This is a genomic window from Burkholderia sp. LA-2-3-30-S1-D2, assembly GCF_001523915.2.
Classification (GTDB): Bacteria; Pseudomonadota; Gammaproteobacteria; order Burkholderiales; family Burkholderiaceae; genus Burkholderia; species Burkholderia diffusa.
This window is the reverse complement of record NZ_CP013383.1, coordinates 948,822-971,021: the sequence shown is the minus strand read 5'-3', so window position 1 is coordinate 971,021 and position 22,200 is coordinate 948,822. Positions and strand designations below refer to the sequence as shown.

The following is a 22,200-nucleotide window of genomic DNA, read 5'->3' as shown; positions in this document are numbered from 1 at the left end:
TCGTGGCGCGCGCACACGAGATGCTGACCGTCCGCTCCGGCGACGTGAAACTCGCCGTCTACGTCAGCGGCCCGCGGCGCGCGCCGCCGCTGATCCTCGTGCACGGTTATCCCGATTCGGCGGCCGTGTGGGCGCCGGTCCGCGCGCGGCTCGCGAAGCGCTATCGCGTGATCGCGTACGACGTGCGCGGCGCCGGCGCATCCGATGCGCCGCGCCACCGCGCGGACTACACACTTGCGCGGCTCGCGGAGGACCTGAAGGCGGTGGCCGACGCGACCTGCGGCAATCGGCCGTTCCATCTGGTCGGCCACGACTGGGGGTCGATCCAGTGCTGGGAGGCCGTGACAGATCCCGCGTTCCGCGGCCGGATCGCGTCCTACACGTCGATCTCCGGCCCGTGCCTCGACCACGTGTTCCGCGCGAAGATGCGGCTCAGGCAGAGCCTGAAGTCGTGGTACATCGCGTTCTTCCACCTGCCGGTCGTGCCGTCGCTGGTCTGGCGCCTCGGCGGCGCCGCGCTGTGGCCGCGCTGGCTGCAGCTGACCGAGCGCGTGCGGCCGGAACGCGACCCCGCGCAGTTGAAGAACGCGCTGAACGGGTTGCAGCTCTACCGCGCGAACTTCCTCGCGCGGGCGAGAAAGCCGCGCGAGCGGTACGCGCAGGCGCCGGTGCAGATCCTCGTGCCGGTGCGCGACCGCTACGTGACGCCCGAGATGTCGGTCGATCTCGATCGCTGGCTCGGCGAGCACGTGCGCGAGGAAATCGACGGCGCGCACTGGATCGTCACGCGCAACCCGGAGCTGATCGCGGCGCGGATCGACCGGTTCGCGGCGGCGCATGAAAGGCCGGCCGTCGCAGCGGCAACGCGAGCGGCGGTTCAGCGCAACGCCGGCAGGCGCTTGAACAGCGTTTCGTAGTCGATCACGAGCCCGTCGGCGTCGATGTCCATTTCCGCCGTGAAATTCCGGAAAATGCCTTCGTAGCGGTAGCGCCGGCCGGGCTCGATGCACGTGTACGCCTGCTTGACCGGCGTCACCTCCAAGTCCGGCGTCGAGATGTATGCGACGTCGATCGGCCGCCGCTCGCCGCGCGCGAGACCGAGGCGGCCGATCGGCAGCGAATTCGTGAACGGCGTCGCCGCGATGTCGATGTCGACGCAACCGTCCAGTTCCGGCAGTGCACGCCCTGAACCGTCGCGCCAGTGCCCGGCGCCGTCGCCGTGCAACGCCAGCGTGCCGCCGCCCATCACCTTGAGCACTGCGTACGTCACGCGCCAGTGCGGATCGCACTCGACGCGATACGCGAGCCCGTATGCGCGGCCGTACCGCTGGCCGACCACCGCGCTTTCGACGACGATGCCGCCGCCACTCCGGTCGAACGTCAGATGTTCGACGCCGTCGCCCTCGAGCGACGCCCAACGCACCGCGCGCATTCCTTCGCCTCCCGGTTGGTCCGATGCCGGGCATCGTCGCACGAATCCCCGCTCGAAGACGTGAGTCACGACGCGTATTTGGGCCAAAAGAACCGACCATTGCCCGAATTCGCGACCGAAACCAACAATTAGCCCGAATACGCCAATGCGCAGCCCCCCGGGCATTCCCCAATTCGGGGCATCCGCCACAAATCCTGACTATCCAGAATTCCCTATTCCGGTGCACGGGATTGTGTCCTATGCTCGCGGCTCGTCCTGCCTTACCGCCGCCATGCCCACCGCCCGCCCTGCCTCGCCGACGATCGACCTGCATACGCTGCTGCGCGGCATCGGGCAGATCGTCCTGCAGGCGAATGCAGTCAGCGGCGCGCTGCTGCTCGCCGCGCTGGCACTGACCGACTTGCGGCTCGCGTCCGCCGCACTGGTCGGCTCTGCCGCCGCCAGCATGACCGCCGTGCTCACGGGCGCCGAGCGCCGCGACGTCGAACAAGGGCTGCACGGCTTCAACGGCGCGCTCGCCGCGCTGATCGCCGTGCTGTTCGCACCTTCTTCGCTCGCCGCCATCGCGCTGGTGCCGGTGGTCTCGATCGGCGCGGCACTCGTGCAGCGCGCGATGCGCGTGCCGCTCGCCCGCTGCCGCCAGTGCCCGTATTCGAGCCCGTGCCTCGTCATCACCGCGCTGTGGCTACCGTTTGTCGCACCGCAGCATGCAAGCAACGCGACGGCAGGTGCCCCCCTTACGTTGCCTTCCATCGCCGACGCGCTGCTTTCGGGCATTGCGCAGATCACCTTCGCGCAAGGCCCATGGGCAGGCATGCTGATCGTCGCCGGCCTCGCCGTCGCGTCGTGCCGCGCGGCCGCATTCGCGCTCGGCGGCGCGATCGTGTCGACCGTGCTGCTGGTCGCGTCCGGCGCGAACGGTGCGTCGTTCGCGGATGGCCTGCTCGGCTTCAACGGCGCGCTCGCCGCGCTCGCGCTGATGTCGCGCGGGCCGCGCGCGGCGTTCGCCGCCGCTGCACTCGCCGCGCTGATGCAGTGGCTCGCGACGCGCGCGGGCGTCCCCGCCTTCACGGCCCCGTTCGCACTCGCGTCGTGGGTCACGGTGCTCCTCGCGCGCCGATTCACCCTCGGAGAACCCGATGTCGTCATTCGCACACCGTCCTGACACCGTGAAGCCCGGCGGCCCGATCTCGGACGCCGAGCACCGGTTGCGCGTCGATCTCGCCGCCGCCTATCGCCTCGTCGCGCTGAACGGCTGGGACGACCTGATCTACACGCATCTGTCCGCGACGGTGCCGGACGAACCCGGGCATTTCCTGATCAACCCGTTCGGCCTCATGTTCGACGAGGTCCGCGCATCGAATCTCGTGAAGATCGACCTGGCCGGCAACCGGATCGGCGACGGAGAACACGCGGTCAACGTGACGGGCTTCGCGCTCCACGCAGCCGTGCATGCCGCGCGGCCGGATGCCGTCTGCGTGATGCATCTGCACAATACGGCGGGCATCGCCGTGTCGATCCAGCGCGACGGGCTGCTGCCCGCGTCGCAGCACGCGCTGCGGTTTCACGGCGATCTCGCGTATCACGACTACGAGGCGCTCGCGTTCTCGCCGGCCGAAGGCGCGCGGCTCACCGCCAGCCTCGGCGCGAAATCCGCGATGCTGCTGCGCAACCACGGCACGCTGACGGTCGGCCGGACCGTTGCCGAGGCGTATGTATTGATGGATACGCTGATCAAGGCCTGCGACATCCAGATACGCGCGCAGGCCGGCGGCGGGCCGCTCGTGCTGCCCGAGCCGGCCGTCGCGGACCGCACAGCCGAGCAGTTGCGCGACGGCGGCGCGATCGAGGGTGAACTGGAATGGCCGGCGCTGCTGCGCCGCCTCGACCGGATCGATCCATCGTATCGCGACTGAACCGACACCATCGCCACGCTCTCTACGAATCGTTCACCCCAACCATCGGAGCATTCAGTCATGCCGACTTTCAATATCCAGTTGTTCGAAGGCCGCACGGTCGAGCAGAAGCGCGCGTTCGTCGAAGCGATCACGCGCGTCACGTGCGAGACGCTCGGTTGCGACCCGGGCTCGGTCGACATCATCCTCGCCGACGTGAAGAAGGAAAACTGGGCGACGGCCGGCAAGCTGTGGAGCGACGAGCGCTGATTCCGGCAACTTCGGCGCCGGTGCAACCTGCCCGGCGACGTGCGTTCGAATCGCGGTGAGATTGCGGGGACATCCGGACGCACGCACCGCACGATGCGGTGCGTCACGGAGACCGCATGATCGACGACAGCCGTATCGCCGCCGCACCTGGCCCGACCGCCCATGCGACGCCGGCTACCGGCGTTGCATGCGGCCTCCCTTCCCTGCCCCGCGTTGTGCGCCCGCACATCGCGCCGTCACGCAACCGGCACATCAATCGGCGCATAATGCCGAACACACGCAGCAGCCAGTGGCCACCCGGGAGACCGCCATGGAAGCGAAGAACGAGGAAGTCGTCGCACACCTGCTCTCCGATGTCGTCGAATTCGCGCGCGGGCGGCTGCCCGAAGCCACGTTCCGGATCGTCGAACCGTTCCTGCGTCATTACTACGATTTCGTCGACGCCGATGATCTGCAGAATCGCGGCATCGCCGACCTCTACGGCGCCGCGATGGCGCACTGGCAGACCGCCCAGAAATTCGTGCCCGGCAGCGAGCGGCTGCGCGTCTACAACCCGATCCTCGAACAGCACGGCTGGCACTCGGACCACACGGTGATCGAGATCGTCAACGACGACATGCCGTTCCTGGTCGATTCGGTGACGATGGCCGTCAATCGCCTGGGGCTCGCGCTGCACTCCGCGCTGCACCCGGTGTTCCGCATCTGGCGCGCCGGCAACGGCGGGATCGAGCGTGTCGACGCCGGTGGCGCGACGCCCGGCGACGACCATTCGCAACTCGCGTCGTTCATTCACTTCGAAGTCGACCGCTGCGGCGACGCCGCGCTGCTCGACACGCTGCGCGACGACATCGCGCGCGTGCTCGGCGATGTGCGCGCGTCGGTCGAGGACTGGCCGAAGATCGTCGACATCGCGCGCGCGACGATCAAGGACATGAAGGCCCGCGAATCCACCGCGGAAGACATCGAGGCGCGCGCGTTCCTCGAGTGGATGGCCGCCGATCACTTCACGTTTCTCGGCCAGCGCGACTACGCGCTCGTGTCCGACGGCACGGGCTTCGGCCTGCGCGGCGTGGAAGGCTCCGGCTTCGGCCTGCTGCGCGAATCGCTGCGCACGCCCGGCGCGCCCGACGTGACGCCGCTGCCGCCGGCCGCCGCCGAGATCGTCACCGGCCCCTGGCCCATCTTCCTGACCAAGGCGAACTCGCGCGCGACCGTGCACCGGCCCGGCTATCTCGACTACGTCGGCGTCAAACTGGTCGGCGCCGACGGCAAGGTGACCGGCGAACGCCGCTTCATCGGGTTGTACACGTCGACGTCGTATTTCGGTTCGTACACCGAAATCCCGATCGTGCGCCGCAAATGCGCGAACATCGTGAAGCGTGCGGGCTTCCTGCCGAAGGGACATCTCGGCAAGTCGCTGGTGACGGTGCTCGAAACCTATCCGCGCGACGAACTGTTCCAGGCCGACGAGGATCAGCTCTACGACATCGCGCTCGGCATCCTGCGCCTGCAGGAACACCAGCGCACGCGCCTGTTCGTGCGGCGCGACCGCTTCGACCGCTTCGTGTCGTGCCTCGCGTTCGTGCCGCGCGACAAGTACAACACCGACCTGCGCCGCCGCATCGCGAAGCTGCTCGTCGACGCGTACAACGGCGTGACCGTCGAGTTCACGCCGCTGCTGTCGGAATCGGCGATCGCACGAATTCATTTCGTCGTCCATGCGGAACCGGGCACGATGCCCGACGTCGACACGCGCGAGCTCGAAACGCGGCTCGTGCAGGTCACGCGCCGCTGGCAGGACGATCTCGCGGACGCGCTGCTCGACGCCTTCGGAGAAGAACAAGGCAACCGCCTGCTGCAGCGCTATGCGGACTCGTTCCCGGCGGGCTATCGCGACGACTACCCGGCGCGCACGGCCGTGCGCGACATCGAGTTGATCGAGCGCGTGAAGGAGTCGGGCCAGCTCGCGATGAACCTGTACCGCCCGATCGAGGCCGAGGCGCGCGCATTCCGCTTCAAGGTGTACCGCGCGGGCGATCCGATCGCGCTGTCGCGCAGCCTGCCGATGCTCGAGCATCTCGGCGTGCGCGTCGACGAGGAGCGGCCGTACCGGATCCAGACGCAGGATGCCGCGCCCGCGTGGGTGCATGACTTCGGCCTCGAACTCGCGGACGATACCGAATTCGACATCGAGCGCGTGAAGGGCCTGTTCGAGGACGCGTTCGACCGGATCTGGACCGGCCGGATCGAGAACGACGACTTCAACCGTCTCGTGTTGCGCGCGCACCTGAGCGCACGCGAGGTCACGATCCTGCGCGCGTATGCGAAATACCTGCGGCAGGTCGGCTCGACGTTCAGCGATGCCTATATCGAGCGCGCGCTGACCGGCAACCCGGCGATCGCACGGCAACTGGTCGAACTGTTCCTGCTGCGCTTCGACCCGGCCACCGGCGGCACGCGCGACGTGCAGGTCGAACACCTGCTGAAGGCGATCGAGACGGCGCTCGACCAGGTGCCGAACCTCGACGAGGACCGGATCCTGCGCCAGTTCCTCGGTGTGATCAACGCGACGGTGCGCACCAACTATTTCCTGCACGACGCGAACGGCGAATCGAAGCCGTACCTGTCGTTCAAGTTCAATCCGGCGAAAGTGCCCGGCCTGCCCGAGCCGAAGCCGATGTTCGAGATCTGGGTGTACTCGCCGCGCGTCGAGGGCGTGCACCTGCGCGGCGGGCGCGTCGCGCGCGGCGGGCTGCGCTGGTCCGACCGTCGCGAGGACTTCCGCACCGAGGTGCTCGGGCTGATGAAGGCGCAGATGGTGAAGAACGTCGTGATCGTGCCGGTCGGCTCGAAAGGCGGCTTCGTCGTGAAGAACCCGCCGCCGCCGAGCGATCGTGAAGCGTGGATGCGCGAGGGCGTCGCGTGCTACCAGACGTTCCTGCGCGGCCTGCTCGACCTGACCGACAATCTCGCCGGCAACGCAATCGTGCCGCCGCCCGACGTGGTGCGGCACGACCCCGACGATCCGTATCTCGTCGTCGCGGCCGACAAGGGCACGGCCACGTTCTCCGACTACGCGAACGCGATCTCTCACGAATACGGCTTCTGGCTCGACGATGCATTCGCGTCCGGCGGCTCCGTCGGCTACGACCACAAGAAGATGGCGATCACCGCGCGCGGCGCATGGGAATCGGTCAAGCGGCACTTCCGCGAGATGGGCATCGACACGCAGACGACCGACTTCACCGTGGTCGGCGTCGGCGACATGTCGGGCGACGTGTTCGGCAACGGAATGCTGCTGTCGCCGCATATCAGGCTCGTCGCGGCGTTCGATCACCGGCACGTGTTCCTCGACCCGAACCCCGATCCGGCGACGAGCTTCGCGGAGCGCCAGCGGATGTTCGCGCTCGAACGCTCGAGCTGGGCCGACTACGACACATCCGTCATCTCGGCAGGCGGCGGCGTCTACCCACGCACCGCGAAGACGATCCCGCTGTCGCCGGCCGTGCAGGCAGCACTCGGCATCGACGCGCACGCGCTGCCGCCGACCGAGCTGATCCGCGCCATCCTGCAGGCGCCTGTCGACCTGCTTTACAACGGCGGCATCGGCACCTACGTGAAGGCCGCGCGCGAAACCCACCAGCAGGTCGGCGATCGCGCGAACGACGCGGTGCGCGTGAACGGCGCGGACCTGCGCTGCAAGGTCGTCGGCGAAGGCGGCAACCTCGGCTGCACGCAGTTCGGCCGCATCGAGTTCGCGCAGCGCGGCGGCCGCATCAACACCGACGCGATCGACAACTCGGCCGGTGTCGATTGTTCGGATCACGAAGTCAACATCAAGATCCTGCTCGGGCTCGTCGTCACCGACGGCGAGATGACCGAGAAGCAGCGCAACGCCCTGCTCGCGGAAATGACCGACGAAGTCGGGCTGCTCGTGTTGCGCGACAACTACTACCAGACGCAGGCGCTGTCGATCGCGGGCCGCTACAGCGTCGATCTGCTCGACGCCGAGGCGCGCCTGATGCGCTGGCTCGAACGCGCGGGCCGCCTGAACCGCGTGATCGAGTTCCTGCCGACCGACGACGAGATCGCCGAACGGCAGGCCGCGAAACAGGGGCTCACGTCGCCGGAGCGCGCGGTGCTCCTCGCCTACAGCAAGATGTGGCTGTACGACGCGCTGCTCGAATCCGACGTGCCCGAGGATCCGCTCGTCGCCGCGATGCTCGTCGACTATTTCCCGAAGCCGCTGCAACAGCGCTTCAGCGAACCGATGCATCGCCACCCGCTGCGCCGCGAGATCCTCGCGACGCACCTGACCAACGCGCTCGTCAACCGGGTCGGCTGCGCGTTCGTGCACCGGCTGATGGAGGAAACCGACGCGAAGCCTGGCGACATCGTGCGCGCCTGCATCATGGCGCGCGACGTGTTCGATCTCGATGCGGTATGGCGCGACATCGACGCACTCGACAACCGCGTCGCCGACGACGTGCAGGCGCGCATGTTCGTCGACGTCGCGCGGCTGCTGGAACGCGCGGCGTTGTGGTTCCTGCGGCAGCTTCAGTCGGGCGCGGTGGCCAACGGCGGCGTCGCCGGACTGATCGCGCGCTGCCGCGACGCGGTGCAGCGCATTGCGCCGCAATTGCCGTCGCTGCTGCCGACCGACGATCTGGAAGCGCTGTCCGAGCGGCAGCGCGTGCTGGTCGATGCCGGCGTCGACAGCGCGCTCGCGGTGCGCGTCGCGAGCGGCGACATCTCCGCCGCGCTGCTCGACATCGCCGAAGTGGCCGCGACCTGCGATCGCAGTCTCGAACTGGTCGCGGGCGTCTACTTCTCGCTCGGCACGCTGCTGAACTACGGGTGGATCGGCGAACGCGCGGCCACGCTGCCGACCCCGACGCACTGGGACATGCTGGCGCGCGCGGCCGCGCTCGCGGAGGTCGCGCGGCTCAAGCGCACGCTCGCCACCAGCGCGCTCGCGGAATCGGCCGACTCGACGGCGCCCGAGACGATCGTCCATGCGTGGCGCGAACGCCGCGACGCCGCGCTGCAGCGCTACGAGCACCTGCTCGCCGACCTGCGCGCGTCGGGCGGCGCGAGCCTCGCGGTGCTGCTCGTGGTCGTGCGCGAGATGGCCGTGCTCGAACGCGCGTGACGGGTGAGCCCGGGTCGCGCCGGGATCACACCGTCGCGACGAGCAGTTCTTCCGCGTTGTCCGGCGGACGCAGACCGTCGCTGCGGTCGGCGAAGTAGCGACGTGCAAGCTCCGCGGCCGACACGTGCCCGGCCCGTGCGAAGCCGGCCTCCGTCGCGAGCGCGCGGATCTCCTCCGGCATGAAGAAGCTGATGAACGGCGTGCCGCTCGCGCGCGCGCCTTTGGCGGCCATTTCGAGCCCCGGCCGCACACTCGAATCTGCAAGCTCGAGCGGCAGCAGGAACGTCATCGCGAACGTCGAACCCGGCGCGAGCGACGCGACTTCGCGCAACGCCGCCGCGTTCGCGTCGCGCGTCAGGTACATGCTGACGCCGGTGGATACGACGACCGCCGGCTTGCCCGGATCGAAGCCAGCGCGCACGAGCGCGTCGCGCCACGACTGCTTCGCTTCGAAATCGAACGGCACGAGCCGCAGCCAGTCCGGCACGCCGAAGCCAAGCTCGGTCAGCCGGCGGCGCTTCCACGCCTGCGGCGCGGGCGGATCGACCTCGAAGACGGTCAGGCACGACGCCATCTCCGGCCGGCGCTGCACGAAGCTGTCGAGGCCCGCGCCGAGGATCACGTACTGGCTCACGCCCCGCGCGGCCTGCTCGATGACGAGATCCTCGATGAAGCGCGCCCGCGCGACGATCGATGCGCGAAACGGCTGCGTGAACCGCGGATCCATGTCGCCGCGCTGATGCCAGCCGGGCGCCGGCGCGAGCAGGCGCAGGCCGACTTCGTCGGCGAGCACGTGCGGCGGCGCATCGAGTTCGACGTGCAGCGCGCGCCACAGCGCGACGCGTTCGGCGGTGCTGTCGGGGGCGTCCCGATGGAGGTCGGTCATCGCCGCGGCCTCACGCGCCCGGCTTGCCCGGCGCCTGCAGGCGCCAGACACGGCCGTCGGGATCGCGCACGGTCATGTCGCGCGTGCCCCAGTGCGTATCCTCGAACGGAGTGACCACGTCGACGATCGGCTGCGGCCGGACCGCCTGCTCGTCGGGCACCTTCAGCACGACCTGCATGTCCGGCGTCTCGCCGGCCGGCACTTCGGCGATGAACAGAAACGGCCCGTCGCCGTTTCTCAGCTGGCCCGAGTTGTGATCGGTTTCGAATTCCAGCGTGAAGCCCAGCGCCTGGAAGAACTTTGCGGACTTGCCCCAGTTGTGCGTCGTGAGGTACACGGCTTCGATTCGCTCGGATGACATGTCATTCCTCCGTGGTGGATGGCCCGCCCCCCGGCTGCGGAGCGGCCAGATACGCGCGCAATGCGTCGGCCACCAGCGCGGACAGCGACTGCTCCGTTTCGATGGCGCGATGCTTGACCTGCCGGATCAGGCTCAGCGGCAGGTACACGTTGAATTGCTTCACTTCTTCGTCGGTCATGTTGGCTAGTATGCTAGCAATCTAGCAAATGTCAATCGGGAGACCAGAACCGGCGGCGCGGCGGACGTCGACGCCCCGCCGCTCGCCATGCCCTTACATCGGGTTCACCCGCGCTGCGATCCGGGTGAACAGCGCGTCGAGATCGAAGCCGCTCGTATCGATGCCGATCGTGTCGCGCAGGCACGCGCCCCACGCGGCCGCGTCGTCGAAGGTGACGGTGCGCCCCGCGCCCGCCGCGTCGCGCACCGTCAGCACGGTGTTGAACAGTGCCGCGCGGCCGTCCGGCAGCACGCGGCACGCGATCAGGTCGTTCACGAAGATCGATTCGGGATAGGTCGACGTGAACCAGTTCGCGGCGTCGTAATCGATCCACTCGGCCGGTTTCAGCGAGAAGCGGTAAGTCGTCTGCCAGCCGTCGGGGATCTCGAACTGCATGTCGAACTCGCCGTCGACTGGCGCGCCGACGATGCGAAACGCGCCGTGCGGCGTCAGCTGCCGCTCGCCCGGCACGAAGCGCAGCGGCGCGGTCAGCGTCGCGCTGCCGAAGCCGATGTCCGCGAGCCACGTCGCGCCATCGAGATCGATGCGCAGCAGCATGTGCGTCTGCGCGGTGACGACCTCGGGCGGCCGCATCCAGCGCACGCGCGCGATCAGCGGCGTCACGCGAAAACCGATCGTCGTAAGCGCGGTGTGGAAGAGCTTGTTGAGTTCGAAGCAGTAGCCGCCGCGGCGGCGCCCGATCACCTTGTCGACGATCGCGGGCAGGTCGAGCGCGACACGCGCTCCGGTCAGCGGATTGAGGTTTTCGAACGGGATCGCCTGCGGGTGCAGCAGATGCAGCCGGCGCAGCACGTCGAGCGTCGGCTCGGCCGGGCCGTCGTAGCCGATGCGGGCGAAGTAGCGCGGGAGGTCGAACGAGTCAGTCATGAACCGGCACCGGGAACGGGAAACGCACAACGATAGCATCGCGCGATATCCCCATGTTGCGCGGGGCCATCCCGGATCGCCGCGCGCCGCCGGCACCGCGGCGCGCGGGGTGCGGCTGCGTTACGGCAGCAGCTTCAGCGCGGACGACGCGACCGCCGGCACCGAAATGCCCTGGCTCGTCGCGAATTGCACGGCCTGGCTGAGCGTCGACGCGAGCGACTGCAACTGGCCCGGCGCGCTCTGCGCGATATACGACGCGGCCTGCATGTTCTGCGGATTCAGGCCCGACTGCAGCAGCGAAGCGGCGCTGGTCGAACCGAGATTGCCCAGCCCCGACTGCAGCTGCGAATACTGCGTGAGGCCCTGGCCAAGCGATGCGAGGCCGTTGCTGAACGCCTGCTTGTCGATCGGGCCGTGGGTCGGGCCGCCGCTCGCGAACGCCTGGCCGAGCGCCTGCGACACCGACTGCTGCGCGCCGCCCATCTGCGACAGCACGGCCGGCGTCAACGCGTTGCCGCCACCGAGCAGGCTGGCGGCCTGCTGCGCCTGCCCGGCCGCGCCGGTGAGCCCCATCGCCGACGCGAGCGACGACTGCCCGGCCAGCACCTGCTGGTTCGCGCCGACGTACGCCTGCATCAGCTGCGCGACGCCGCCCTGCGCGGGTGCGGCCTGTTGCTGCCCGCCGCCGAGCAGCGCCGAGCCGATCGACTGCAGGTCGAGCTGCGCATGCGCGGCGCCGTTGGCGCCCAGCAGGATGCCGAATGCGATGCCCGCCGATGCCAGGTGCTTGCCCGTCGCGCGAATATGCTTCATCTGTTTGCCTCGTACCCGAATGATTGAGGCCAATATTGTCGAAGCGCGTCGCGCGCCGCCGCAACGACTGAAACACATCGAAACGAAATCGCGCGCCGCAGCGGCTTGCAATTGCGCGGCCGTCCCGACTCGCCGTGCGCATTCGTCCGCGATTGCCGCGCGATGTCGGGCACGCGTCCGGATTCGTTCCTTTTCCGCATCAATAGCGCTTGTTCCGGACATCCGCGATCGACGCTGCGGCACGCATCACGCAGCCATCCACGCGGGCAGACGCTGGCCGACCCAGTCGGCCGCCTGCTCGTAGCCACGCGCGAGCTGCAGCACCGCGAGGTCCGCGCGCGGCCGGCCGATCAGCTGCATCCCCATCGGCAGCCCCGCGTCGTTGAAGCCGACCGGCACGCTGATCACCGGGCAGCCGGCCAGCGTCCACGGCACGACCGTTTCCATCCAGCGGTGGTAGGTGTCCATCGCGCGGCCCGCGATTTCCTTCGGCCAGCGCTGCTCGACGTCGAACGGAAACACCTGCGCGGTCGGTGCCGCGATGAAGTCGTAGCGATCGAAGAAGCTCAGCACCGCCTGGTGCCACGAGGTGCGCTCGACGCTCGCGTCGAACACCTCGGCACCCTGCATCGCGAGCAGCCCTTCGACCTCGTAGATCGCCTCGGGCTTGAGCAGCGCGCGCCGTGCCGGATCGCGATAGTGCGCGAGCAGCCCGCCACCGGACAACAGATGTCGATGCGCGAGCCACAGGCGCCAGATGCGCTCGGGGGCGAACGCCGGCAGCGCCGCATCGACGTCGCAGCCGATCTCGCGCAGCGTCGCGAGGCCCGTTTCGCACTGCGCGAGCACGCCCGGCTCCGTTGCGAGATAACCGTTCCAGTCGCCGACCCACGCGATGCGCTCGCCGCGCAGGTCCTTGTCGAGCGGCTTCGCGAACTCGGCCGGATCCTCCGCAAGCGACAGCGGATCGTTCGGGTCGTAGCCGGCCTGGATCGCGAGCAGCTGCGCGACGTCGCCGACCGTGCGGCCCATCGGCCCTTCGATGCCGAGCTGCTGCATGAACACGTCGACGCCCGGCCAGCGCGGCACGCGGCCCTGCGACGGACGGAACCCGTAGATGTTGCAGAACGCGGCCGGATTGCGCAGCGAGCCGCCGAAGTCGCTGCCATCCGCGACCGGCAGCATGCGCGCGGCGAGCGCCGCCGCCGTGCCGCCGCTGCTGCCGCCGGCACTCTTCGTCAGGTCGTACGGATTGCGTGTCGCGCCGTGGATTTCGTTGAACGTATGCGAGCCGAGGCCGAACTCCGGCGTGTTGGTCTTGCCGATGAAGATCGCGCCCGCCGCACGCATTCGACCGACGCCGACCGAATCGCCCTGCGGCACGTTTTCGCGGAAAATCGGCGAGCCGTAGGTCGTCCGCAGCCCTTTGGTCATCGCGAGATCCTTCGGCGCCTGCGGCATCCCGTGCAGCCAGCCGTGATACTCGCCGCGGGCCAGCGCGGCGTCCTTTTCCGCGGCTTCGGCGAGCAGCACGGCGCGATCGCGCAGCGAGATCAGCGCGTTCACCGCGCCGTTCACGCGCTCGATGTGATCGAGATAGGCACGCATCGTCTCGACGCACGACACCGCCTTGCCACGGATCGCCGACGCGAGCTCGCCGGCCGACAGGCGCACGATCGGGTCGATGGTGATGGAAGCGGGAGCGAGAAGCTGCGAGGCGCCGTGCGGCATGCGAGGTCTCCTGGAATCGGAATGGAATGGCTGGCCGCGCGGTGGCGGCAGTCCGTCCCGAACGGCCGGAAGGCGCCGGGAAGGCGCCGGAAAGCGGCCGCGCCGCGGTCGATGCTCTACTCTACGCGACGCCGGATGGCCAACCTCCGATATTTTCCGCCGCGATTCATTGAGGATTCGACTAAATCGGCCTGTGTCGGGCTGCCACTCGTTCGACTGGTGTAAACGTTTATGCGCATAAACTAAAATTTCTTATATTTCTAATAGGCGCAACACGAAGCGGCGGACGTTAACGACATTTTTACGCGGCCGCCAAATCTCTTTAGGTCGCACGATCCGGCGGCGCACTACGCTGGGAACATCTCGACTACGGGGCATTTTCCATGCTCAAACTGCTGGTTCCGGTCGGACATTCGCCTCGCTCGCTGCAGGCGGTTCGCCACGCGACCTTCCTGTATCGCGAACGCTGCGCATCCGAGATCGTGTTGATCAACGTGCAGGCGCCGCTCGAGGCGACGCGGCTCGAGGCGTTTCACCCGCTGTCGAGGCTTCAGTCGATCGAGGACAAGTTCGCGTGCGACGACCTGGCGATGGCGGAGCGGGTGTTGCGGGAAGCCGGTGTCCGATACAGCATCGTGAAGAAGGTCGGGCCGGTGGCCGACACGATCGCGGCCGTCGCGGCCGAGACCGGCTGCGACGAAATCGTCGTCGTCGCGCCGCGGCAGGATCCGTTTCACGCGATGCTGTCGATGTTCCGTCGCAGCGTGATGGATCGGCTCGTGCGGATCTCGAATGTGCCGGTGACGGCAGTGCGATGAACGGTGCGGCGCTTACTTGATGACCTTGCGCCAGAACACCAGATAGGTCGCGGCGGAAGACGCAATCAGCAGAATGGCCCACATCGGCGCGAGACTGATCAGCACGGAAGAGACGTTAAGCATTTGGATTCCTCACTATTTCGATAGCGATGTTCGGCACGTGCCTGTTGCGTTCGGATCCGCTGCGCCCATCGCTTGCGCGCATTGCGTTCCGTTGAAACATGCATTGATGCTATCGCTTTGAGTGCCGGCGCGACCGTCTCACCCTGCCCGTACCCTGACATTCGTCAAACTCGCGTCAATCGCGCGCCGGTGCGGCCGGCCACTGCCCCTTCCGCGTTCGCGCGGCACAAGAACGGGACGCAATTACAACAGGCATGTCGCCGTTTCAGCAGACGTTTACCGGGGGAAGCCCCAAGTGCTTCACGAAACGTGTCCGCGTTACGCTTCGGCAACGAGGAGACGAATCATGAGACGAGTGGTACACATCGCGTTTTTCGCGCTGCTGGCCTACCTGATCGGCGATCGGGCGCTGCTGCACGCGCAAGGCCGCGACGCCAGCCCGATGGCGTGTTCGCAGGGTGCCGAGCAGGTGAAATACGATGCGCTCAGCCGAGGCTTCGGCAACGCGGCCGCCAGCAGCCAGAGCGAGGCGTTCATGTCCGGCTGCCTGGTGACCGGGCGCAGCAATCGGGATGTTGCAATGACTGACCGTTGACGCCGAACGGGCGCCGCCGGACCTGTTGCGCTCATGGCGCGCCCCTGACCCGGAAACGGTCACACCCGGGGCTTTCCGTCTTTTGCATTCCGCACCGCCGGCACTGACGTGCCGCCGACACGCCGTCAATCCGGCGCGCGATGCACCCGTCGAGCGGCCGACGCGGCACGTCTGGCACGCCCCGTCGCCCGCGCCGACGCGTATCGCCGCTGCCGCGCCCTTCGCGCCGCGGACCGGCCGCCCTCGTTCGCGAGCACCCGGTCCGTTTTCTCCCGCAGCCCCGCTTCCCGCACCTCGGCCAAGCCGGTTTTCTGCTGCGCCGCGCTCGGCGTTCGACACGCATCAGCCGACCGGCGCCGCCCGTCCCATGGCCCGGGCACGCCGATTGCGGCTCGGTTGCCCCCTTCCCACGGGCCGCCGACATGAACGACAACGAGTCCCTCGATACCGCGCAGCCTCGTCCGCGCGCGGTAACGTGGCTCCGGCGCCTCGGGCCGGGCCTCGTCACCGGTGCCGCCGACGACGATCCGTCAGGCATCGGAACCTATTCGCAGGCGGGTGCGCAGTTCGGATTCGAACTGCTCTGGTCGCTGCTGCTGACCTATCCGCTGATGACGGCGATCCAGTTGGTCAGCGCGCGCATCGGCCGCGTGACGGGCAAGGGCCTCGCGTCGAATATGCGCGCGCACTACCCGTCATGGCTGCTCTACAGCGCAGTGGCATTGCTGTTGATCGCGAACGTGATCAACATCGCGGCCGACCTGTCGGCGATGGGCGCGGCGGTCAATCTTCTGCTGCATGGCCCTCAGGAACTCTATGTCGTCTGTCTGGGCGGCGTGTCGGCCGCACTGCAGATTTTCGTGCCGTACGACCGCTATGCGCGCCTGCTCAAATGGATCGCGCTGGTCCTGCTCGCGTATGTCGCGGTGGCGCTCATCGTGCCCGTCCATTGGGGCGAGGTCGGCCGCGCGATCGTGTGGCCGCATATCCAGCTGACCGCCGCCTACCTGACCACGGTCATCGCCGTGCTCGGCACCACGATCAGCCCTTATCTGTTTTTTTGGCAGGCGTCGCAGGAAGTCGAGGAACTGCATGCGAAGCCGAACGAGCACGCGTTGCGGCGCGCACCTCGTCAGGCACCCGCGCAGTTGCGACGAATCAACTTCGATACCTGGGTCGGCATGGGCGTATCGAACGTCATTGCGTTCTTCATCACGCTGACCGCAGCGGCCACGCTCAACATGCACCACATCGAAGTGAAGACGTCCGCCGATGCCGCGCGCGCGCTCGAGCCCATTGCCGGGCACTTCGCGTACATGCTGTTTGCGCTCGGAATCGTCGGCACCGGCCTGCTGGCGTTGCCGGTGCTCGCCGGATCGGCCGCGTATGCGGCCTCGGGCAGCTTTCGCTGGCGCAACAGCCTCGCGCTTCGGCTCGGCGTCGCGCCCGAATTCTATGCGGTGATCGCCTTGGCGATCGTGGGCGGCGTCGCGATCACGTTCATGCATTTCGACCCGATCCGCGCGCTCTACTGGAGTGCGGTCATCAACGGCGTGACCGCGGTTCCGATCATGATCGTGATGATGCTGATGGCCGGCAGCCGACGCATCATGGGCAAGTTCGCCGTGACGGGCGCGCTGGCGTGGGGCGGCTGGGCCGCGACGCTCGCGATGGCGATCGCGGCGATGGGGGTGTTCGTGCCGGGGTAAGCCGCATCGGTCACCTGCGCCAGACCGTGCGCACGATCAGCCTGACTCCCGACGAATCACCAGCTCGTTGAACCCGGTCCCTGCATCGGGTTCACGGGAGAAACGATATGCGGGCAACAGCACGAGCAGGATCTCGGCGGTCGTCCGCACCACGCAACCGCTCGCGACGTGTCCGCCCGACACACGGCCGTTCGCGTCGGACACCGACATATGAAGGTGCGCGCCGTCCGGCGAGACCGAACCGGCCAGCGTCAGGATCTCGAGGTCGCCGCGCAGTTCGGTCGGCGCGTCGACACCGGCAAAGCGCAACTGCGCGACGGTCAGGCTGCCGATCCCCTGGATCACGAATGCCGCGTGTGCGTCGAGCCGACACAATGCCTGCTCGATCGATGCGCGCAGATCGTCGCCGGGGGAAAGACGCAAAGGATGGGCTTGCATGGTCGATAACCTGCTGGTGGGCCGGGATGTCGACAAAGCGTACGTTCGACCGGGCCATCCGGCAAGCCGCCTGCCGGATGGTGCATCGCGCCTGCGTCACGGCAACGCGCGGCACGCACATCACACGGTGAATCGCTCGCTCGCGAATTGCGCGTCCGGCACGCCGGCCGCAACGGCAACTCCTCGTGCGCCCTCGACGAGCGGCGGCGGCCCGCATACGTACACATCCGGCAGCACTTCGGCCTGCGCAAGCGCCTCGCGCAACGCATCGACCGGCGTCCCGCGGAACCCGGCCCATGCCGTGGCCGGTCGCCATACGCACAAGTCGATCCGCAGTTGCGGCAACTCGGCCTGCAATCTCTCCAGCTCGTCGAGCATGAACAGTTCGCTTTCCTCATTGACGCCGAAGAACAGCCGTGCGTCGCCCGTCTCCTGATACTCGGCCATGCGCCTGAGCATCGACAGGACCGGCGCAAGCCCCGTGCCGCCCGCGACGAACCAGCGTGGCCGAAGGCTGTCCGCGAACAGGCCGAATCCGCCCATCGGCACGCGCACCGTCAGCGGGTCGCCGTGCTGCGCGCGCTCGCGCAGATAAGCCGAGAACCAGCCGCCCGGACGCAACCGGATCAGGAATTCCAGGCGGCCGCCCCAGTTGCTCGTGTTCGCGAGCGAATATGGGCGGCGCACACCGCTGCCCGGCACCTCCAGTTCCGCGAACTGGCCGGCTTCGAACTCCGCAGCCGCGCCGAACGCGTCGTCGGGCTCGATCTGCAGTTCGACGCGCATCGTGTCGCGCGCGATGGTATCGAGCGCCGCGATCCTCGCGGTGCGCACGGGCACCGGCTGCAGCAGCACCTTGGCGCGGTCGTACGGCGCGGCGACCCGCAGATCGCCGCGCGGCGTCGTACGGCACAGCAACACCGCGCCGGGCTGGCCGGCCGGCAACGCGTCGGCGCTGTGGCCCCGCATCTCGTACGGGCCGTCGACGACGGTCGCCTGACAGGCGCCGCAGCTGCCGCGTCGGCATTGCGACGGCAGCGTGATGTCTGCCTGCGCCGCCGCCGCGAGCAGATCCTGGCCGGGCTCGCAGTCAAAGCCGAACGGCGCGCCGTCGCGCGTCGTGATCTCGATCCGGTAGCTCATCGAACGATCCCGTTCATGCTGCCTTGCGCGCGAGCGCCGCGGCCAGATCCGTGTCTGCCTCACCGATCGGCTGGATCCCGAACTGATCGACCAGCACCGCGAGCACGCCCGGCGTGATGAACGCCGGCAGCGACGGCCCGAGCCGGATGTTGCGGATCCCAAGTGCGAGCAGCGTCAGCAGCACCGCGGCCGCCTTCTGTTCGAACCACGAGATGACGAGCGACAGCGGCAGGTCGTTCACGCCGCATTCGAACGCATCGGCGAGCGCGGTCGCGATCCGGATCGCGGAATAGCTGTCGTTGCACTGCCCGACGTCGAGCAGGCGCGGAATGCCGCCGATATCGCCGAACGCGTGCCGGTTGAACCGGTATTTGTTGCAGCCGAGGGTCATCACGACCGTGTCGTCGGGTGCCTGTTCCGCGAACTCGGTGTAGTAGTTGCGGCCCGGCGCCGCGCCGTCACAACCGCCGATCAGGAAGAAGTGGCGGATCTGCCCTGCCTTCACCGCGTCGATCACCTTGTCCGCGACGCCCAGCACCGCATGCCGGCCAAACCCGACCATGATCGTCTCCTCCGGCGCGGTGGCCGGGAATCCGGGCAGTGCTTGAGCGGCACGAATCAGCATCGAGAAATCGTGATGCTCGAGATGACGCACGCCCGGCCAGCCGACCGGCCCGGTCGTGAAGATCCGCTGCCGGTATTGCGGCAACGGCTCGATGATGCAGTTGGACGTCATCAGGATCGGCCCGGGGAAATGCGCGAAGTCGCTCTGCTGGTCCTGCCACGCGCCCCCGTAGTTGCCGGCCAGATGCGCAAAGGCTTTCAGCGTCGGATACGCGTGAGCCGGCAGCATCTCGCCGTGCGTATAGACCTGGATGCCTGTGCCCGCCGTCTGTTCGAGCAACGCATGCAGATCGCCGAGATCGTGGCCGGACACGAGGATCGCCTTGCCGGCCACCGGCGACACGCGCACGGCGGTCGGCTGTTGCGCACCGAAGCGGCCGGTGTTCGCGTTGTCCAGCAATTCCATCACCGTCAGGTTCAGCCGGCCAAGATCGAGCGCCTGCGCGAGCAGCGCGTTGACGTCGTCGGGATCGCCCGCGAGAAACGCGAGTGCCGCTTCGACGCCCTCGTACACGTCGTCGCGTTCGTAGCCCAGCACCTTCGCATGATGCGCATACGCGCACACGCCCTTCAGCCCGTACAGCACCAGCGCACGCAGCCCGACGATATCGGCACCCACCGTGTCAAGGCCCGCATCGATGCCGACGCGCGCCGCCTGCTTCAGCAAGCCGGCCAGATCGTCCGCCGGCTGCCACGCGGCGGACCCCGTCAGCACCGGCACGGCCGTGCCAGCCGCCCGTGCGTGCGCTTCGCACGCGGCCTTCACACGATCGCGCGTCTGTGCTGCTTCGCGCAGCAGCGCGACGAAGCGCGCCGCATGGAAGTTCACGTTGGTCAGCGTGGTGAACATCGCGTACAGCACGAAGCGGTCGGCCTCACGGTCTGGCTCGCCCATCGTGCGCGCGATCGCGGCGTACTGCGCGATGCCCTTCACCGCATGAACCAGCAGGTCCTGCAGATCGGCCGTCGTCTCGTCCTTGCCGCAGTTGCCCTTCGCCGATGCGCAGCCGGGCCGTGCGCCGGTCCGGTCGGTCTGTTCGCATTGATAGCAAAACACGGTGCTCTCCTTTCTCGATCATGGGGGCGCGGGTCGGCGCGAGCGGCGGTGGGAAGCGTGTTCCGGGCCGCCGGGCGTCTCGCCCGCCTCAAGATGCGTGCTTTATGCATCTTTTTCATGATGTTTCAGCGCGCCTTTCGCTAGCGTGATGCAGGTCAAGAAAGCGCGCGCACGCGGTGGGACAACTTGTCGCTACGACTGCCCGCCGGCCGGCGCCGCGGTTGCCTCGTCGTTTTCATCGTCCGCATAGTCGATGCCCCAATCGCCGTATCGATACCAGTCGTCGCCGAGCAGTTCGCTCGGGTGCTGCGTGCGGCTGGAGCCGTTGCCGCACCGCATCGCATGCGTCGGGCAGTAGTTGTCGCATCCCCAGCAAATCCGCTCCGGATGCACGGGATGCAGCGGAAATTTCTTGGCCATCGTTCGTCATCCTCCCTGTATCGTTGCGTTCGCTACCGTTCGACTCTAAGTCCACCGCGAAACGATGCCGATGCGACATTCGTTCGCACCGGACGCACCGCACTACCCGCGCCGCTCGCTCGCGAGCGCCGAACGCGGTCGCCGGAAAACAAGAAGGCCCGGACGATGTCCGGGCCTTCCACTTCAACCGTTGCGGCCAGCCGCGCTTACGCTTCGAGCGCCTCCAGCACCTTGCCTTTCGTCTCGATCCCGACGAAGTGCACGGTCACCGCCGCGATCAGCGGCACGACGCCGATCAGGTAGAACGCCGGCGCGAGGCTGCCGCCGATGATCGCGTGCGGCACGATCATCGGCGCCGCGAACGACGCAATCTTCAGCCACGCGCTGCCGAGTCCGCAGCCCGACGCACGGATGCTCGTCGGATACTGCTCCGGCGTATAGACGTACGCGGTGATGAACCCCGACGCCATCAGCCCCAGCGACAGCGAGCAGAACACCGCGACGACATACACCGACGCCGCGTGATAGATGCCCGCGAGCGCCAGCGACAGCGCACAGAGCACGAACGACCACACGATCACCGGCTTGCGTCCGAGCTTGTCGACGAGCAGCGCCGACGCAAGCGACCCGAGCACGCCCATCACCGAGCCGATCACCGCGAGATTCAGCGCGAGTTGCAACGGCGCGTGATAGAAGTTCTTGTAGATCGTCGGCAGCCAGGTGGACAGCCCGTACTGGATGAACCCGCAGGTCGCCCAGAGCGTCGCCACCGCAAGCGTGCGCTTGCGATACGCGGCGCTGAACAGGTCGCTCATCCGGCGCTTCGGGTGTTGGCGCACCATCTCGTCATACGCGGCCACCTGCGTGACCGGCGGCAGTTCGCCGCGCACCGACGATTCGAACACACCGACCGCGCGCCCGGCTTCGGGGAGGCGCCCACGCGATGCGAGCCAGCGCGGCGATTCCGGCACGAGATGCGTGAGCACCAGCGCGAGGATCAACGGCAGCCCGCCGACGAAGTACATGATCTCCCAGCCGAACCGCGGCACGAGCCATGCGCCCAGCGCCATCGACACCAGCAAACCGATCGGAAACACGATTTCATACAACAGCACGAAGCGGCCGCGACCGTGCGCACGCGTGATTTCGTTGATGTACGTGGCCGCGACCGGCAGTTCGCCGCCGAGACCGAGCCCCTGCAAAATCCGCAGCAGCACGAACACCTCGAATGTCGGCGCGAAGCCGCACGCAATGCTCGTGATGCCGATCACGGCGGAACTCCACGCGATCGCCTTCACGCGGCCATGCTTCTCGGCGAGCGCGGGGAACAGGAACGCACCGATCAGCTGGCCGATCGCGCCGGACGCGATCAGCATGCCGATCTGCGTCGGCGACAGCCCCCACTTGTGAATCAGCAGCGGCAGCGTCGCCGCGATCGTGATCACGTCGAAGCCGTCGAAGAACGTGGCGGTGCCGATCAGCACGCGCGCACGGATCTGCATCGCGTTGGTCGGAAGCCGCTCGAGCCGCGCGATGATCGCGCCGGGCGTGGAGGCGGCAGCTTCCATCGTGGCCCTGCCGGCCACGACGTTGTCGAAAGTGCTCATGCGGGGGGTCTCCTGGATCGT

20 protein-coding genes are annotated in these 22,200 nt (G+C 67.9%); 8 read left to right on the top strand and 12 right to left on the bottom strand.

Features of this window, described 5'->3' with window-relative positions:
- Positions 1-2: 2 nt before the first annotated feature.
- On the top strand, positions 3-917 hold the full coding sequence (locus WS66_RS04575) for an alpha/beta fold hydrolase (protein ID WP_059608502.1): 915 nt from the start codon (positions 3-5) through the stop codon (positions 915-917).
- Here the strand turns inward: WS66_RS04575 and WS66_RS04570 are convergent.
- Positions 878-1,432 (bottom strand): putative glycolipid-binding domain-containing protein, encoded by a 555-nt coding sequence (locus WS66_RS04570; protein WP_059608444.1) that lies wholly within the window; start codon positions 1,430-1,432, stop codon positions 878-880. The two genes, WS66_RS04575 and WS66_RS04570, sit on opposite strands and share 40 nt — an antisense overlap.
- 271 nt (positions 1,433-1,703) lie before the next feature.
- Between WS66_RS04570 and WS66_RS04565 the strand changes: the two genes are divergently transcribed.
- The 4 genes from WS66_RS04565 to WS66_RS04550 all read left to right on the top strand — a co-directional run bounded on the left by WS66_RS04565 (position 1,704) and on the right by WS66_RS04550 (position 8,749).
- Entirely contained in the window at positions 1,704-2,597 is an 894-nt protein-coding gene (locus WS66_RS04565; protein WP_059608445.1) for an urea transporter, read from the top strand.
- Positions 2,572-3,348 carry a class II aldolase/adducin family protein gene (locus WS66_RS04560; RefSeq protein ID WP_059608446.1) on the top strand — a complete coding sequence of 259 codons (777 nt, stop codon included), beginning with the start codon at positions 2,572-2,574 and terminating at the stop codon, positions 3,346-3,348. Before WS66_RS04565 ends, WS66_RS04560 begins: the two co-directional genes overlap by 26 nt.
- A 60-nt stretch (positions 3,349-3,408) precedes the next feature.
- A complete protein-coding gene (locus WS66_RS04555) occupies positions 3,409-3,597 on the top strand; it encodes a 4-oxalocrotonate tautomerase (RefSeq protein ID WP_014898956.1) in 189 nt (62 codons plus the stop codon).
- 310 nt (positions 3,598-3,907) lie between these two features.
- On the top strand, positions 3,908-8,749 hold the full coding sequence (locus WS66_RS04550; RefSeq protein ID WP_059608447.1) for an NAD-glutamate dehydrogenase: 4,842 nt from the start codon (positions 3,908-3,910) through the stop codon (positions 8,747-8,749).
- A 25-nt stretch (positions 8,750-8,774) separates the two neighbouring features.
- Here WS66_RS04550 and WS66_RS04545 read toward each other — a convergent pair whose 3' ends face one another.
- From WS66_RS04545 to WS66_RS04515, 6 genes are all read right to left on the bottom strand, one after another.
- Positions 8,775-9,635: a class I SAM-dependent methyltransferase gene (locus WS66_RS04545; protein ID WP_059608448.1), complete on the bottom strand. Its 861-nt coding sequence runs from the start codon at positions 9,633-9,635 to the stop codon at positions 8,775-8,777.
- Positions 9,636-9,645: 10 nt separating this feature from the next.
- Positions 9,646-9,996: a VOC family protein gene (locus WS66_RS04540; protein ID WP_059608449.1), complete on the bottom strand. Its 351-nt coding sequence runs from the start codon at positions 9,994-9,996 to the stop codon at positions 9,646-9,648.
- A 1-nt stretch (position 9,997) separates the two neighbouring features.
- Entirely contained in the window at positions 9,998-10,174 is a 177-nt protein-coding gene (locus WS66_RS04535; protein WP_059608450.1) for a ribbon-helix-helix domain-containing protein, read from the bottom strand.
- Positions 10,175-10,267: 93 nt separating this feature from the next.
- A complete protein-coding gene (locus WS66_RS04530; protein WP_059608451.1) occupies positions 10,268-11,101 on the bottom strand; it encodes an arylamine N-acetyltransferase family protein in 834 nt (277 codons plus the stop codon).
- Positions 11,102-11,221: 120 nt separating this feature from the next.
- A complete protein-coding gene (locus WS66_RS04525; RefSeq protein ID WP_059608452.1) occupies positions 11,222-11,914 on the bottom strand; it encodes a hypothetical protein in 693 nt (230 codons plus the stop codon).
- Between the two features lie 246 nt (positions 11,915-12,160).
- Complete coding sequence (locus tag WS66_RS04515; RefSeq protein ID WP_059608453.1) at positions 12,161-13,645, bottom strand: amidase; 1,485 nt, start codon at positions 13,643-13,645, stop codon at positions 12,161-12,163.
- A gap of 383 nt (positions 13,646-14,028) precedes the next feature.
- Between WS66_RS04515 and WS66_RS04510 the strand changes: the two genes are divergently transcribed.
- The 3 genes from WS66_RS04510 (at position 14,029) to WS66_RS04500 (ending at position 16,890) form a co-directional block, all read left to right on the top strand.
- Positions 14,029-14,463, top strand: a complete 435-nt coding sequence (locus WS66_RS04510; RefSeq protein ID WP_059608454.1) for a universal stress protein — start codon at positions 14,029-14,031, stop codon at positions 14,461-14,463.
- Positions 14,464-14,932: 469 nt separating this feature from the next.
- Entirely contained in the window at positions 14,933-15,181 is a 249-nt protein-coding gene (locus WS66_RS04505; protein ID WP_059608455.1) for a hypothetical protein, read from the top strand.
- A 422-nt stretch (positions 15,182-15,603) separates the two neighbouring features.
- Positions 15,604-16,890: an NRAMP family divalent metal transporter gene (locus tag WS66_RS04500; RefSeq protein WP_059608456.1), complete on the top strand. Its 1,287-nt coding sequence runs from the start codon at positions 15,604-15,606 to the stop codon at positions 16,888-16,890.
- Positions 16,891-16,926: 36 nt separating this feature from the next.
- On the opposite strand, the gene WS66_RS04495 is transcribed toward WS66_RS04500, so the two are convergent.
- The 5 genes from WS66_RS04495 to WS66_RS04475 form a co-directional block, all read right to left on the bottom strand.
- Complete coding sequence (locus WS66_RS04495; protein WP_059608457.1) at positions 16,927-17,328, bottom strand: PPC domain-containing DNA-binding protein; 402 nt, start codon at positions 17,326-17,328, stop codon at positions 16,927-16,929.
- Positions 17,329-17,448: 120 nt separating this feature from the next.
- Positions 17,449-18,471: a 2Fe-2S iron-sulfur cluster-binding protein gene (locus WS66_RS04490; protein WP_059608458.1), complete on the bottom strand. Its 1,023-nt coding sequence runs from the start codon at positions 18,469-18,471 to the stop codon at positions 17,449-17,451.
- Positions 18,472-18,484: 13 nt separating this feature from the next.
- Positions 18,485-20,152 (bottom strand): hydroxylamine reductase, encoded by a 1,668-nt coding sequence (gene hcp, locus WS66_RS04485; RefSeq protein ID WP_059608459.1) that lies wholly within the window; start codon positions 20,150-20,152, stop codon positions 18,485-18,487.
- Between the two features lie 192 nt (positions 20,153-20,344).
- Positions 20,345-20,572, bottom strand: coding sequence for a DUF3079 domain-containing protein (locus WS66_RS04480; protein WP_059608460.1), 228 nt, complete (start codon positions 20,570-20,572; stop codon positions 20,345-20,347).
- 206 nt (positions 20,573-20,778) lie between these two features.
- Positions 20,779-22,179: an MFS transporter gene (locus WS66_RS04475; protein ID WP_059608461.1), complete on the bottom strand. Its 1,401-nt coding sequence runs from the start codon at positions 22,177-22,179 to the stop codon at positions 20,779-20,781.
- Positions 22,180-22,200: the final 21 nt, after the last annotated feature.

What these genes read in the sequence shown, in the direction of transcription:
- WS66_RS04530 (WP_059608451.1), bottom strand. Translation starts at nt 11,101, where the DNA reads ATGACTGACTCGTTCGACCTCCCGCGCTACTTCGCCCGCATCGGCTAC.
- WS66_RS04560 (WP_059608446.1), top strand. Translation starts at nt 2,572, where the DNA reads ATGTCGTCATTCGCACACCGTCCTGACACCGTGAAGCCCGGCGGCCCG.
- WS66_RS04570 (WP_059608444.1), bottom strand. Translation starts at nt 1,432, where the DNA reads ATGCGCGCGGTGCGTTGGGCGTCGCTCGAGGGCGACGGCGTCGAACAT.
- WS66_RS04500 (WP_059608456.1), top strand. Translation starts at nt 15,604, where the DNA reads ATGAACGACAACGAGTCCCTCGATACCGCGCAGCCTCGTCCGCGCGCG.
- WS66_RS04475 (WP_059608461.1), bottom strand. Translation starts at nt 22,179, where the DNA reads ATGAGCACTTTCGACAACGTCGTGGCCGGCAGGGCCACGATGGAAGCT.
- WS66_RS04555 (WP_014898956.1), top strand. Translation starts at nt 3,409, where the DNA reads ATGCCGACTTTCAATATCCAGTTGTTCGAAGGCCGCACGGTCGAGCAG.
- WS66_RS04565 (WP_059608445.1), top strand. Translation starts at nt 1,704, where the DNA reads ATGCCCACCGCCCGCCCTGCCTCGCCGACGATCGACCTGCATACGCTG.
- WS66_RS04510 (WP_059608454.1), top strand. Translation starts at nt 14,029, where the DNA reads ATGCTCAAACTGCTGGTTCCGGTCGGACATTCGCCTCGCTCGCTGCAG.
- WS66_RS04490 (WP_059608458.1), bottom strand. Translation starts at nt 18,471, where the DNA reads ATGAGCTACCGGATCGAGATCACGACGCGCGACGGCGCGCCGTTCGGC.
- WS66_RS04525 (WP_059608452.1), bottom strand. Translation starts at nt 11,914, where the DNA reads ATGAAGCATATTCGCGCGACGGGCAAGCACCTGGCATCGGCGGGCATC.
- WS66_RS04535 (WP_059608450.1), bottom strand. Translation starts at nt 10,174, where the DNA reads ATGACCGACGAAGAAGTGAAGCAATTCAACGTGTACCTGCCGCTGAGC.
- WS66_RS04480 (WP_059608460.1), bottom strand. Translation starts at nt 20,572, where the DNA reads ATGGCCAAGAAATTTCCGCTGCATCCCGTGCATCCGGAGCGGATTTGC.
- WS66_RS04505 (WP_059608455.1), top strand. Translation starts at nt 14,933, where the DNA reads ATGAGACGAGTGGTACACATCGCGTTTTTCGCGCTGCTGGCCTACCTG.
- WS66_RS04515 (WP_059608453.1), bottom strand. Translation starts at nt 13,645, where the DNA reads ATGCCGCACGGCGCCTCGCAGCTTCTCGCTCCCGCTTCCATCACCATC.
- WS66_RS04540 (WP_059608449.1), bottom strand. Translation starts at nt 9,996, where the DNA reads ATGTCATCCGAGCGAATCGAAGCCGTGTACCTCACGACGCACAACTGG.
- WS66_RS04545 (WP_059608448.1), bottom strand. Translation starts at nt 9,635, where the DNA reads ATGACCGACCTCCATCGGGACGCCCCCGACAGCACCGCCGAACGCGTC.
- WS66_RS04550 (WP_059608447.1), top strand. Translation starts at nt 3,908, where the DNA reads ATGGAAGCGAAGAACGAGGAAGTCGTCGCACACCTGCTCTCCGATGTC.
- WS66_RS04495 (WP_059608457.1), bottom strand. Translation starts at nt 17,328, where the DNA reads ATGCAAGCCCATCCTTTGCGTCTTTCCCCCGGCGACGATCTGCGCGCA.